The following is a 12736-nucleotide window of genomic DNA, read 5'->3' as shown; positions in this document are numbered from 1 at the left end:
TCAGAAGGGCTTTGAGATCAGGACAGGGCCTTTGGAAGCCAGCCAGAACAACGCCGCAGACAAGGCGACTGTGGCTGGCAGGGTCAGTACCCAGGCTAGCAGGATGGTGCGAACAGTTCCGCCTTGCAGGCCGCTCTTGTTGGCAACCATGGTGCCAGCCACGCCCGACGAGAGAATGTGGGTAGTGGAGACTGGCAGGCTGAACACGTTGGCCAGGCCAATTGCGCAGGCAGTGGTGATCTGGGCAGACATGCCTTGTGCGTAAGTCATGCCTTGCTTGCCGATCTTCTCGCCGATGGTCAGGACCACGCGCTTCCAGCCGACCATGGTGCCGATGCCCAGCGCCAGTGCGACCGCCAGGATCACCCAGAACGGCGCGTATTCAGTGGTTGCAGTCAGGTCCTTGCGCAGTTTTTCCAGATCGGATTTTTCGCGTGCAGCCAGGTCAGGAAGCTTGCCGACCTTGCGCGCGGTGTCGTCCAGGCACAACAGATAACGACGCACTTCAATGCGGCTTTCAGGCGCCAGCGCGTGGTAGTCCGACACACCCCTGAGGCGGTCGAGCAGCGCGTCGATAGTCGGTTCGGTCTGTTTCGGGTTGCAGGCCGAGCTGGATGGCAGGTCGCCTTTTTCAGCCTTGCCCATCGCCAGGTATTCGCCCAGGGTGCTGCTGTTGCGTTGATAGAACTGGCTCAGATGCTGTGTGGCATCGCGGGTACGTTCGATCTGGTAGGTCGTGCTGGTGAGGTCCAGAACAAACTGGCTTGGCACAATGCCGATGAGCACCAGCATGATCAGGCCGATGCCTTTCTGGCCGTCGTTTGAACCGTGAACAAAGCTGACCGCCATGGCAGATATCACCAGCACCAGACGATTCCAGAAGGGCGGGTGTTTCTTGTCATCGAGCTTGCGGCGCTGATCAGGCGTCTTGTGCATTTTTGACAGTGGGCGCCACCATTTCAGCCCGAGCAACACCAGGCCGGCGACAATGAAGCCAGCCAGCGGCGAGAACACCAGCGAAGCGCCGATATCGATCGCTTTCTGCCAGTTGACGCCATCAGCCAGCGGGATGTCATTGATCAGGGCATTGGCCAGACCCACGCCGAGTATCGAACCGATCAGCGTGTGCGAGCTGGAGGCCGGAATGCCGAAATACCAGGTACCGAGGTTCCAGGTGATGGCCGCTGCCAACAGCGAGAACACCATGGCCAGGCCATGTCCGGTGTTGACGTTGATCAGCAGTTCGACAGGCAGCAGGTGGACAATGGCATAGGCAACGCCGACACCGCCCAGCAACACGCCGAGGAAGTTGAATACACCAGAGAAGAACACCGCCAGATGAGGCGGCATGGCTTTGGTGTAAATGACTGTCGCCACCGCATTGGCGGTGTCATGAAAGCCGTTGATGAACTCGAAGGTGAGGACGAAAGCCAGGGCGAGCAAAAGGCTCACAAGCACCCAGGCATCAAGCCCGCTGAATAAATCGATCATGTAGGTTTTCTGACCGGGTCTGAAGGGGGCGAGATTATGACAGAAAAAATACAGCACGACTTGTCATCGCTGCGCAGTGTCGCTTCAAACCAAAAAAAAGACGCATGAGCGCCGCCTCGTTGAATGTTCAATGAGGCAGTCGGGCGTGTGTTTGCAGATGCTGAAAAGCAGAGGTGAGCGTTCAGGGATCATGAGACCCGCTGTGTCACGGCTCTTCTTTCAGGCCTTCTTCCATTTTTTGCAGTTCTTGCTTGAACGCTTGATCCAGCAGGCTGGCTCGTTTGCGCCATGGCTTGCGTTCCGGTTCCGGTTGCGCAGCGTAGGTGGTGATTTCGCCGCCGTAGACATCCTTGTAACGTTGCTCCTGGCGCTCAAGTTCCGCGCGCAGTTCATCTTTAGTCACTGTATTACCTGTTCAAGTCGAAATGGGTCTGGTGTTCACGCAAAACATCGCAAGTCTGTCAGCTCTCGTCCGATCGCCAGCCTTGATACAGGCAGCGGCCTGCAAAGGCGTAGAACCGGGAGGGGCTGACATCCTGCTATTGCCTGCGGCTACGCGCACCAGAAAAGCAGTTGTCGTAGCGACATACGTTTTGATTCAAAGCGCCGGTGCCGCAGTTGACTGGCATCCCGGTGATCGCTGCGGGTGCAAAGGCTGACAACACTTCAACAGGATAGTCGAGGCCGAAAATGCATGCACTGACGCGTGGGCACGAAGGTGATTAAGGTAATGCCGTCCCACAGATGAACACTATCTCCAAGAAGTCCGGTGACGTCAACATCAGAGCTTGAATAAGTTCGCATGATTATTTTTTTGTAAGACTGTTCCTAAGTTTTAGTGGGGCCTTTATATGAAATAACTTTTATAAAGCATTCATCAATGGTTTGTGACAGGACGCGTACATGAGATTCACAAGTCTCGCTCTGTAGAGAACAAGGGGGTGAATTGGGTCTTTTGTAAAGGCAGGGGGTAACGGCGGGGGACGATGACACGGTCTGTAATGAAAACGGCCTTGCTGGTTGAGCAAGGCCGCTGCCTATGACTTCTCAGTGGGTACCTGACCAGTAATTTCCAAGAAGTCACTTCATGGCAGAGGTAAAGGTATAAGCATATTTGCGTGGGGTCAATTGCGATTATCGGCCACCTGTTCGATAATCGCACAAGCTGATAGGTGCTTAACGGCGCAAAACGATCTGAATCCTTTGTTTTACAAGGCCTGAACACGCGTTAAAGAGGGTGCGACAATGAACGACGAACTGCGTAATTCTTTTGCCTCATTGGCGCCACCCATCGTGGCGTCGCCTGCCAAGCGTATTCAGGCCCTGACCGGTGATCCGGACTTCATGACCTCACTGGCGCGCGGCCTTGCCGTCATCCATGCCTTTCAGGAGCGCAAGCGACACCTGACCATCGCACAGATCAGCCACCGCACAGAGATCCCCCGTGCGGCAGTGCGGCGCTGTCTGCATACGTTGATCAAGCTGGGGTACGCGACCACCGACGGGCGCACGTATTCGCTGTTGCCCAAGGTCCTGACCCTCGGTCACGCTTATCTGTCATCGACACCGCTGGCGACTTCTTCGCAGCCTTATCTGGACCGCATGAGCGATCAACTGCACGAGGCCTGCAACATGGCCACGCTGGAAGGCGACGACATCCTTTATATAGCCCGATCCGCGACCACTCAGCGTCTGATTTCGGTCGACCTTTCCGTCGGCGGTCGTCTTCCTGCCTATTGCACGTCAATGGGGCGGATACTTTTGGCCGCGCTGGACGATGTGTCATTGCACGAGTACCTGGACCACGTCGATCTACAGCCCAAGACCAGCCGCACCATTCGCACGCCGGAAGCGTTGCTCGAATGCTTGCAATTGGTTCGTCAGCAAGGCTGGTGTATTGTCGATCAGGAACTTGAGCAAGGGCTGCGCTCTATTGCCGTCCCGGTCTATGATGCATCGGGCCAGGTGCTGGCGGCCCTGAATGTCAGCACCAGCGCAGGGCGCGTGGCGCGAAGTGAGCTGGAGCAGCGCTTTTTGCCGATCATGCTCGACGCCAGCCGCGACCTGAGCACCCAGCTGTTTACCTGATTGAGCAAGTCGGGGCCGTCACAAGTGAATTTGTTCGGTTACCGAACGGTTAGTCGATTATCGGATTGTTTGCCCCGTTGCTCAGGCATAACCTCATTTTCATTCCGGCGCAGGTTTTCGCGCTGATCATTGAACGTGATGTTGGGTTCGGAGCACCTCATGGCAGATATTCTTTCTCTACGCGATGCGGTGAAGCAACTGGTCAACGATGGCGACACCGTTGCGCTTGAAGGCTTCACCCATTTGATCCCTACAGCCGCTGGTCATGAAATCATTCGTCAGGGTAAAAAAGACCTGACGCTGGTCCGCATGACGCCTGACCTCATCTACGACCAGTTGATCGGCGCAGGGTGTGCGAAACGACTGATTTTCTCGTGGGGTGGCAACCCTGGCGTCGGTTCTCTGCATCGCCTGCGCGACGCAGTCGAAAAACAGTGGCCACGAGCGATGGAAATCGAAGAGCACAGCCATGCCGACCTCGCCAATGCTTATGTCGCCGGAGCCTCGGGCCTGCCGTTTGCCGTACTGCGCGCCTACGCGGGTTCCGATCTGCCCAAGGTCAACCCGCTGATCAAGACCGTTACCTGCCCGTTCACCGGAGAAGTGCTGGCCGCAGTGCCTTCTGTGCGCCCCGACGTGACAGTGATTCACGCGCAGAAGGCCGACCGCAAGGGCAACGTTCTGCTGTGGGGCATTCTGGGCGCGCAGAAAGAAGCCGCCCTGGCAGCCAAGCGCTGCATCGTGACGGTGGAGGAGATCGTCGATGACCTCAAGGCGCCGATGAATTCCTGCGTGCTTCCGACCTGGGCACTGAGTGCGGTCTGTCTGGTGCCTGGCGGTGCTCATCCGTCATATGCACATGGCTACTACGAGCGTGATAACCCGTTCTATCAAGCCTGGGACCCGATTGCCCGCGATCGGGAAAGCTTTACGGCGTGGATCGACGAATACATCCATGGCACAGCAGATTTCAGCGAATTCCAGAGCAAGCTGGCTCGCGCTTCGGAGGCCAAATAATGACGTATTCCACCAGTGAAATGATGACCGTCGCTGCCGCGCGGCGTTTGCGCAACGGCTCGGTATGCTTTGTCGGCATCGGATTGCCCTCCAAGGCTGCGAACCTGGCACGGCTTACGTCTTCGCCCGATGTGGTGCTGATTTACGAGTCAGGCCCGATTGGTGCCAAACCCACGGTATTGCCCCTGTCTATCGGTGACGGCGAACTGGCGGAAACCGCCGATACAGTTGTTTCCACCAGTGAAATTTTCCGCTATTGGCTGCAGGGCGGCCGGGTTGATGTGGGTTTTCTGGGCGCCGCGCAGGTTGACCGTTTTGGTAACATCAACACCACCGTGGTTGGCGACTACCACCATCCTAAGGTGCGCCTGCCGGGCGCTGGTGGCGCGCCCGAAATTGCGGGGTCTGCAAAGTCGGTGCTGATCATTCTGAAACAGTCGGCACGCTCGTTCGTCGACAAGCTGGACTTCATTACATCGGTCGGCCACGGCGAAGGCGGCGACTCACGCAAGCGTCTCGGCCTGCCGGGTGCAGGTCCAGTGGGCATTATCACCGACCTGTGCATCATGGAGCCGGAGGCCGGCAGCAACGAGTTCATCGTGACAACGCTGCACCCTGGCGTGAGCCGCGAGCAGGTCGTTGCGGCTACGGGCTGGGAAATCCGCTTTGCGGAGAACGTGGTTGTGTCCGAAGAGCCTACTGATGTCGAGCTGACGGCGTTGCGTGATCTTGAGGCCCGTACCGCCGCAGCCCATGGCCAGGTTGCAGGAGAAGCGTGATGCGCGACGTGTTTATCTGTGATGCGATTCGTACACCGATCGGTCGCTTCGGTGGCGGTCTGTCCACGGTGCGGGCTGACGATCTGGCCGCCATACCGATCAAGGCATTGATGGAACGCAACCCCACAGTTAACTGGGAGGAGGTCGATGAAGTGTTCCTCGGCTGCGCCAATCAGGCCGGTGAGGACAACCGCAACGTGGCGCGCATGGCGGCGTTGCTTGCCGGCCTGCCGAAAAGCGTTCCCGGTGTTACTCTCAATCGCCTGTGCGCTTCCGGAATGGACGCCATCGGTACTGCTTTCCGGGCCATCGCTTCGGGCGAGATAGAGCTGGCTATAGCAGGTGGTGTGGAGTCCATGTCCCGCGCGCCGTTCGTGATGGGCAAGGCCGATGCTGCGTTTTCGCGCAACATGAAGCTGGAAGACACCACCATCGGCTGGCGTTTCATCAACCCGGCCATGAAGGCACTGTACGGTGTGGATTCCATGCCGGAGACCGGCGACAACGTCGCAGCCGACTTCAAGATTTCTCGAGCCGATCAGGACGCTTTCGCCCTGCGCAGCCAGCAACGCACTGCCGTTGCCCAGGCTGCGGGCTTTTTCGAGGAAGAGATCGTTCCGGTAAGGGTCGCGCACAAAAAGGGCGAGACCACAGTCGACAAGGACGAGCACCCGCGTGGCGATACCAGCCTGGAAACCCTGAGCAGGCTCAAACCGGTCAACGGCCCTGAGCAGACCGTCACCGCTGGTAATGCTTCTGGCGTCAACGACGGAGCTGCGGCGCTGATTCTGGCGTCTGCCGATGCGGTCAAGAAGCATGGCCTCACCCCTCGGGCCCGCGTACTTGGCATGGCCAGCGCCGCCGTCGAGCCCCGGGTGATGGGCATTGGCCCGGTGCCTGCAGTGCGTAAGCTGGTCGAGCGGTTGGGGCTGGCGGTCACTGATTTCGATGTCATCGAACTTAATGAAGCCTTTGCCAGCCAAGGCCTTGCCGTGTTGCGCGAGCTGGGTCTGGCGGACGATGCGGCACAGGTCAATCCCAATGGTGGCGCCATTGCGCTCGGGCATCCGTTGGGCATGAGTGGCGCCCGACTGGTGCTGACTGCATTGCACCACCTGGAGAAAACCGGCGGGCGCAGAGGGCTGGCAACCATGTGCGTCGGGGTAGGGCAGGGCTTGGCGCTGGCTATAGAACGTTAAACTCTTCCACCTCAAACTCTTTGTGCAGCAACCCGGTTCATCTTTCTGTCTCCACGAAAAGACAGGTAGATAATCCGGGTTGTTGCGCGTTTACGTGTCCGTTGACGGCCGAAGCAGCCTGAGTGATTGTGCTTGGTCATAGACGGTGTTACAGGTTGTTTCTTACGGACAGTCTTGCTGAGGGGGAAATAATGACGACAACATCAAAAACACCGCATTACACAGGCGAGGAGCGAAGCAAAAGAATATTCGCGATTGTCGGGGCGTCTTCGGGGAATCTTGTCGAGTGGTTCGACTTTTATATCTATGCCTTCTGCGCCATCTACTTTGCACCTGCTTTCTTTCCATCCGATGATCCGACCGTTCAGTTGCTCAACACCGCAGGTGTGTTTGCAGCGGGCTTTCTGATGCGGCCGATTGGTGGCTGGCTGTTTGGCCGTGTGGCTGACAAACATGGCCGCAAGAACTCGATGCTGATTTCGGTCACCATGATGTGCGCAGGCTCCTTGATCATCGCGTGTCTGCCGACTTACGCCTCGATTGGTGCCTGGGCGCCGGCACTATTGCTGATGGCGCGCCTGCTTCAAGGTTTGTCGGTGGGCGGCGAATATGGCACTACCGCAACCTACATGAGTGAAGTGGCGCTGCGTGGCCAGCGCGGCTTCTATGCGTCGTTTCAGTACGTGACGCTGATCGGCGGCCAGTTGCTGGCGGTGCTGACGGTGGTGATTCTGCAGCAGTTTCTCAGTACTGAAGAATTGCGGGCCTATGGCTGGCGCATCCCGTTCGTGATCGGCGCGGCGGCCGCAGTGATCGCCTTGCTGCTGCGTCGCACGCTCAATGAGACCACTACCGCCGAAAGCCGCCAGGACAAGGAGGCGGGCAGTATCGTCGCGCTCTTCAAGAACCACGCTGCTGCTTTTATCACGGTGCTGGGCTACACCGCCGGTGGCTCGCTGATTTTCTACACGTTCACCACGTACATGCAGAAATATCTGGTGAACACCGGCGGTATGGAAGCCAAGACTGCCAGCTACATCATGACCGGAGCACTGTTTCTTTACATGTGCATGCAGCCCTTCTTCGGCATGCTCGCGGACCGTATCGGTCGTCGCAATTCGATGTTGCTGTTTGGTGCGTTGGGTACGCTGTGTACGGTGCCGATCCTGATGACCCTGAAAACCACCACCAACCCGTTCATTGCCTTCATGCTGATTACCCTGGCGTTGGCAATTGTCAGCTTTTACACCTCTATCAGTGGCCTGGTTAAAGCGGAGATGTTTCCACCGCAGGTGCGTGCGTTGGGTGTGGGCCTGGCGTACGCAGTGGCCAACGCCATGTTCGGCGGCTCGGCGGAGTGGGTGGCATTGAAGCTCAAGAGCGCCGGGATGGAAAACAGCTTCTACTGGTATGTGACGGCGATGATGGCGATAGCGTTTCTGTTCAGCCTGCGGCTGCCGAAAGAGCCGAAGTACCTGCACCAGGATCATTGATCGCACAGTTCTACCGGCATAAAAAAACCCACCTGATCAGGTGGGTTTTTTATGCGCTGCAATCAGAACACTGCCATTAGAACAGCTGCACCGAAGGTTTCTCTTTGGAGATGGTTTCGGTCTGACCGGTCCTCTCGTACCAACCGCCGCCGAGGGCCTTGTACAGGTTGACCTCGCTGGTCAGCTGCGACAGACGATCGGTGATCAGCGTTTGTTGCGCGCTGAACAACGAGCGCTGGGCGTCGAGGAAAGTCAGGTTGCTGTCGATGCCAATGCGGTAGCGGCGTTCGGCCAGACGGTAGTAGTCCTGGTTGGCCGCGACATAGTCACGCTGCGCCTGGAGCTGTTCGTCGTAGGTCTTGCGCGAAGCCAGGCCGTCGGAGACTTCCTGGAAGGCGGTCTGAATCGCCTTCTCGTAGTTGGCGACACTTATTTCCTTCTGGATTTTCGAGTAGTCCAGACTGGCGCGCAGGTTGCCGGCGTTGAAGATCGGGATGTTGATGCTCGGCTGGAACAGCCAGGCCCCGGAGCCCCCTTTGAACAGACCGGACAGTTCCGAGCTGCTGGTGCCGGCACTGGCCGTCAGGCTGATGCTCGGGAAGAACGCTGCACGTGCCGCGCCGATGTTGGCGTTGGCGGCCTTGAGCGTGTGCTCGGCTTGCAGAATGTCTGGACGGCGCTGCAACAAATCTGACGGCAGGCCTGCCGGCATTTCGGTCAGCATGTCGGAGTCAAGCAGATGGCTGGCTGGCAGGTTTTCGGGCAGGTTGGTGCCAAGCAGCATCACCAGACTGTTCTGATCCTGAGCGACCAGACGCTGGTACTGAGCCAGTTTGGCGCGCGCACTTTCGACAGCGGTACGCGACTGGCTCAGGTCCAGCGCCGAAGAAACACCGACTTCATTGCTGCGCGAAGTCAGGCGGAAGCTTTCTTCGTAGGTCTTGAGGGTGTCTTGCGTCAGCTTGAGCAGTTCCTTGTCGGCCTGCCAGGTCATGTAGGCATTGGCCACGTTGGCCACCAGGCTGATCTGGGTGCTGCGACGCGCTTCTTCACTGGAAAAGTAGGTTTCCAGTGCTTGTTCGCTGAGGCTGCGCACCCGGCCGAACAGGTCCAGCTCGTAGGCACTGACGCCCAGCGTTGCCGAATAGCTGCTGTTGATGCCGGCCTGGCCGGTCTGCGACTGGTCCGCAGGCACGCGCTGACGGCTGCCGCTGCCGGTGGCCGATACAGCCGGGAACAAGTCCGAACGCTGGATGCGGTACTGGGCGCGGTAGGCGTCGATGTTCAGCGCCGCAACCCGAAGGTCACGGTTGTTGAGCAACGCGGTCTGGATCAGCTGTTGCAGGGCCGGATCATTGAAGAAGTGGCGCCAGCCTTGCTCCGCGGCGGCCATCTTGGCCCCCTCGGCCGGCGAGTACGCCGGGCCTTGTGGATACTGTGCGGCGACCGGGGCTTCCGGCTGCTTGTAATCGGGGATCAAAGAGCAGCCGCCGAGAATGAACGCGGTAACTGCAAGAGAGATCAATGACTTGCTCATTGGCCAGCCTCGTCGTGTGAAGTATGTTTCTGCTTGCTCTTGAACAGCCCTGAAATCGATACGAAGAACAGGGGCACCCAGAAGATCGCCAGAATAACTGCCGTGATCATACCGCCAATTACGCCTGTACCGATCGAATGCTGACTGCCCGAACCTGCGCCCGAGGAAATCGCCAGCGGTACAACGCCGAGGATGAACGCCATCGACGTCATGATGATCGGACGCAAGCGCATGCGGCACGCTTCGATCGCTGAATCGGTAAGGCTCTTGCCCTGTTCATGCAGCTCTTTGGCGAACTCGACGATCAGAATGGCGTTCTTCGCGGCCAGACCTACCGTTACCAGCAGCCCGACCTGGAAGAACACGTCATTGGACAGCCCACGCAGGCTGGTTGCCATCAGCGCACCGATGACACCCAGCGGCACCACGAGGATGACCGCGATCGGAATCGACCAGCTTTCATACAGCGCCGCCAGACACAGGAACACGACCAGCAACGACAGCGCATAAAGGGCAGGGGCCTGGGAACCGGACAAGCGCTCCTCGTAGGACAGACCGGTCCAGGAGATGCCGATACCTTGCGGCAGTTTCTTGGCCAGGGCCTCGACTTCGGCCATTGCATCGCCGCTGCTGTAGCCCGGTGCCGGTGTGCCCAGGATTTCCTCTGCCGCCACGCCGTTGTAGCGCGACAGTTTTGGCGAGCCGTAGGACCATTTGCCGCTGGCAAAGGCCGAGAACGGCACCATTTCACCCGAGCTGTTGCGCACGTACCATTTTTTCAGGTCTTCAGGCTTCATGCGGGCACCTGCGTCGCCCTGGATGTACACCTTCTTGACGCGGCCACGGTCGATGAAGTCGTTGACGTAGCTGCCGCCCAAGGCGATGGACAACGTGTTGTTGATGTCCGACAGCGTGATGCCCTGAGCGCTGGCGCGTTCGTCGTCAATGATCAACTGATACTGCGGCTCGTCATTCAGCCCGTTCGGACGCACGCCTGCCAGGATCTTGCTCTGTGCGGCCATGCCGAGGAACTGGTTACGTGCCTGCATCAGTTTCTCGTGACCAACGCCGCCCTGGTCTTGCAGGTAAACGTCGAAGCCAGTTGCGTTACCCAGTTCCAAAACAGAAGGCGGCACGATGGCGAACACCATCGCATCGCGCAGGCTGAAGAAGTAGCCCTGAGCACGTTTGGCCAGTTCGAATACGCTGTTTTCCGAAGTGCGTTCTTCCCACGGCTTGAGCATCACGAATGCAATCGCCGAGCTTTGACCGCGACCCGCGAAGTTGAAGCCGTTTACCGAGAACACCGACTTGACTGCACCACTCTCCTTGGTCAACAGGTACTCACGCATGTTGTCGATGACTTCCTGCGTACGCTCGGTCGAGGAGCCTGCCGGGGTCTGGATCTGGGCGAAAATAACGCCCTGGTCTTCTTCCGGAAGGAATGCCGCGGGAATGCGCATGAACATGAAGACCATGCCGGCGCAGATCAGGACGTAGCCCAGGTAGGCTGGCCACTTGTACTTGAGCATGTTGCCGACGCCGCGCTCGTAACTGAGAACGCTGCGGTCGAAGGTGCGGTTGAACCAGCCGAAGAAGCCGCGCTTGGGCTGGCCATGCGTCTTCTCGTCGATGGGTTTGAGCATCGTGGCGCACAGCGCCGGGGTGAAAATCAGCGCCACGACGACCGACAGGGCCATGGCCGAGACGATGGTGATCGAGAACTGTTTGTAGATCACGCCAGTAGAGCCGCCGAAGAATGCCATGGGCAGCAGAACCGCCGAAAGCACCAGCGCAATACCTACCAATGCACCCTGGATCTGCGTCATGGATTTGATCGTGGCGTCGCGCGGGGAGAGCTTTTCCTCCTCCATGACCCGCTCGACGTTTTCTACCACCACAATCGCATCGTCCACCAGCAAGCCGATGGCCAGCACCATACCGAACATGGTCAGGGTGTTGATGGTGAAGCCGAAGGCCGCAAGGATGCCGAACGTACCCAGCAACACCACCGGCACTGTCATGGTCGTGATGATCGTGGCGCGGAAGTTCTGCAGGAACAGGTACATCACCAGGAACACCAGCACGATCGCTTCGATCAGGGTGTGAACCACACCGTTGATCGATTCGCTCACCACTGGCGTGGTGTCATACGGGTAGACGACTTTCATGCCCGGCGGGAAAAACGGCTCCAGCGATGAAACGGTCGCGCGGATGGCCTTGGCAGTGTCCAGCGCGTTGGCGCCAGTGGCCAGTTTGATCGCCAGACCGGAAGCCGGTTTGCCGTCGAACTGTGAGTCTGTGCTGTAGTTCTCTGCACCCAGGCCGACCGTGGCGACGTCTTTCAGGCGAACCTGCGAGCCGTCGGTATTGACCTTGAGGAAGATGTTGCCGAACTGTTCGGCTGTCTGCAGACGGGTCTTGCCGATGATCGTGGCGTTCAGTTGCTGACCGCTGATCGCTGGCAGGCCGCCCAACTGACCGGAGGACACCTGGACGTTCTGCGCGGTAATCGCGTTTTTCACGTCCACCGGGGTCAACTGAAAGTTGTTCAGCTTGGCCGGGTCCAGCCAGATACGCATGGCGTACTGCGAACCGAACACCTGGAAGTCGCCCACACCGGAGGTCCGGGAGATCGGGTCCTGCATGTTCGACACGATGTAGTTGGCCAGGTCTTCCTTGCCCATGCTGCCGTCTTCCGACACCAGACCGATCACCATCAGGAAGTTCTTGACCGCCTTGGTGACGCGGATGCCCTGTTGCTGCACTTCTTGTGGCAGCAGCGGGGTGGCCAGGTTGAGCTTGTTCTGCACCTGCACCTGCGCCGTATCAGGGTTGGTACCCTGATTGAAGGTCGCGGTGATGGTCATGCTGCCGTCGGAGTTACTCTCCGAACTCACATAACGCAGGTTGTCTATACCGTTGAGCTGCTGCTCGATGACCTGCACCACGGTGTCCTGCACGGTCTGTGCAGAAGCACCTGGGTAGGTCACCTGAATGCCGATGGCCGGCGGTGCAATGCTCGGGTACTGGTTGATCGGCAGGCTGGAAATCGACAGCGCGCCGACCAGCATGATCACGAGGGCAATAACCCAGGCAAAAATGGGTCGATCAATAAAAAATTTCGACATG

9 protein-coding genes are annotated in these 12736 nt (G+C 58.4%); 5 read left to right on the top strand and 4 right to left on the bottom strand.

Features of this window, described 5'->3' with window-relative positions; translation table 11 throughout:
• Nucleotides 1-1491: an inorganic phosphate transporter gene (locus tag I9H09_RS18970; protein ID WP_236502230.1), complete on the bottom strand. Its 1491-nt coding sequence runs from the start codon at nt 1489-1491 to the stop codon at nt 1-3.
• A gap of 205 nt (nt 1492-1696) precedes the next feature.
• Nucleotides 1697-1894, bottom strand: a complete 198-nt coding sequence (locus I9H09_RS18965; RefSeq protein WP_002554967.1) for a hypothetical protein — start codon at nt 1892-1894, stop codon at nt 1697-1699.
• 842 nt (nt 1895-2736) lie between these two features.
• Here I9H09_RS18965 and pcaR point away from each other — a divergent pair.
• The 5 genes from pcaR to I9H09_RS18940 all read left to right on the top strand — a co-directional run bounded on the left by pcaR (nt 2737) and on the right by I9H09_RS18940 (nt 8067).
• Nucleotides 2737-3579 (top strand): pca regulon transcriptional regulator PcaR, encoded by an 843-nt coding sequence (pcaR, locus tag I9H09_RS18960; protein WP_005889139.1) that lies wholly within the window; start codon nt 2737-2739, stop codon nt 3577-3579.
• A gap of 159 nt (nt 3580-3738) precedes the next feature.
• The gene (locus tag I9H09_RS18955) at nt 3739-4596 is read left to right on the top strand and encodes a CoA transferase subunit A (RefSeq protein ID WP_024671716.1); all 858 of its coding nucleotides are present in this window, start codon (nt 3739-3741) and stop codon (nt 4594-4596) included.
• A complete protein-coding gene (locus tag I9H09_RS18950; RefSeq protein ID WP_172678979.1) occupies nt 4593-5375 on the top strand; it encodes a CoA-transferase subunit beta in 783 nt (260 codons plus the stop codon). Before I9H09_RS18955 ends, I9H09_RS18950 begins: the two co-directional genes overlap by 4 nt.
• Entirely contained in the window at nt 5372-6574 is a 1203-nt protein-coding gene (gene pcaF, locus I9H09_RS18945; protein ID WP_183136701.1) for a 3-oxoadipyl-CoA thiolase, read from the top strand. Before I9H09_RS18950 ends, pcaF begins: the two co-directional genes overlap by 4 nt.
• 191 nt (nt 6575-6765) lie before the next feature.
• Nucleotides 6766-8067, top strand: coding sequence for an MFS family transporter (locus tag I9H09_RS18940; protein WP_005889148.1), 1302 nt, complete (start codon nt 6766-6768; stop codon nt 8065-8067).
• 76 nt (nt 8068-8143) lie between these two features.
• Here I9H09_RS18940 and I9H09_RS18935 read toward each other — a convergent pair whose 3' ends face one another.
• Both I9H09_RS18935 and I9H09_RS18930 read right to left on the bottom strand, forming a co-directional pair.
• Nucleotides 8144-9604 (bottom strand): AdeC/AdeK/OprM family multidrug efflux complex outer membrane factor, encoded by a 1461-nt coding sequence (locus tag I9H09_RS18935; RefSeq protein ID WP_122323308.1) that lies wholly within the window; start codon nt 9602-9604, stop codon nt 8144-8146.
• Nucleotides 9601-12735, bottom strand: a complete 3135-nt coding sequence (locus I9H09_RS18930) for an efflux RND transporter permease subunit (protein ID WP_122347199.1) — start codon at nt 12733-12735, stop codon at nt 9601-9603. The genes I9H09_RS18935 and I9H09_RS18930 overlap by 4 nt, the downstream gene beginning before the upstream one ends.
• Nucleotide 12736: the final 1 nt, after the last annotated feature.

This window comes from Pseudomonas tremae (genome assembly GCF_023278125.1).
Taxonomy (GTDB): domain Bacteria; phylum Pseudomonadota; class Gammaproteobacteria; order Pseudomonadales; family Pseudomonadaceae; genus Aquipseudomonas; species Aquipseudomonas tremae.
This window is presented reverse-complemented; position numbering and strand designations above follow the sequence as displayed.

Excerpts from the sequence above, each read along its gene's own strand:
- I9H09_RS18930 (WP_122347199.1), bottom strand. The coding sequence starts at position 12,735 with ATGTCGAAATTTTTTATTGATCGACCCATTTTTGCCTGGGTTATTGCC.
- I9H09_RS18970 (WP_236502230.1), bottom strand. The coding sequence starts at position 1,491 with ATGATCGATTTATTCAGCGGGCTTGATGCCTGGGTGCTTGTGAGCCTT.
- I9H09_RS18935 (WP_122323308.1), bottom strand. The coding sequence starts at position 9,604 with ATGAGCAAGTCATTGATCTCTCTTGCAGTTACCGCGTTCATTCTCGGC.
- pcaR (WP_005889139.1), top strand. The coding sequence starts at position 2,737 with ATGAACGACGAACTGCGTAATTCTTTTGCCTCATTGGCGCCACCCATC.
- I9H09_RS18940 (WP_005889148.1), top strand. The coding sequence starts at position 6,766 with ATGACGACAACATCAAAAACACCGCATTACACAGGCGAGGAGCGAAGC.
- I9H09_RS18955 (WP_024671716.1), top strand. The coding sequence starts at position 3,739 with ATGGCAGATATTCTTTCTCTACGCGATGCGGTGAAGCAACTGGTCAAC.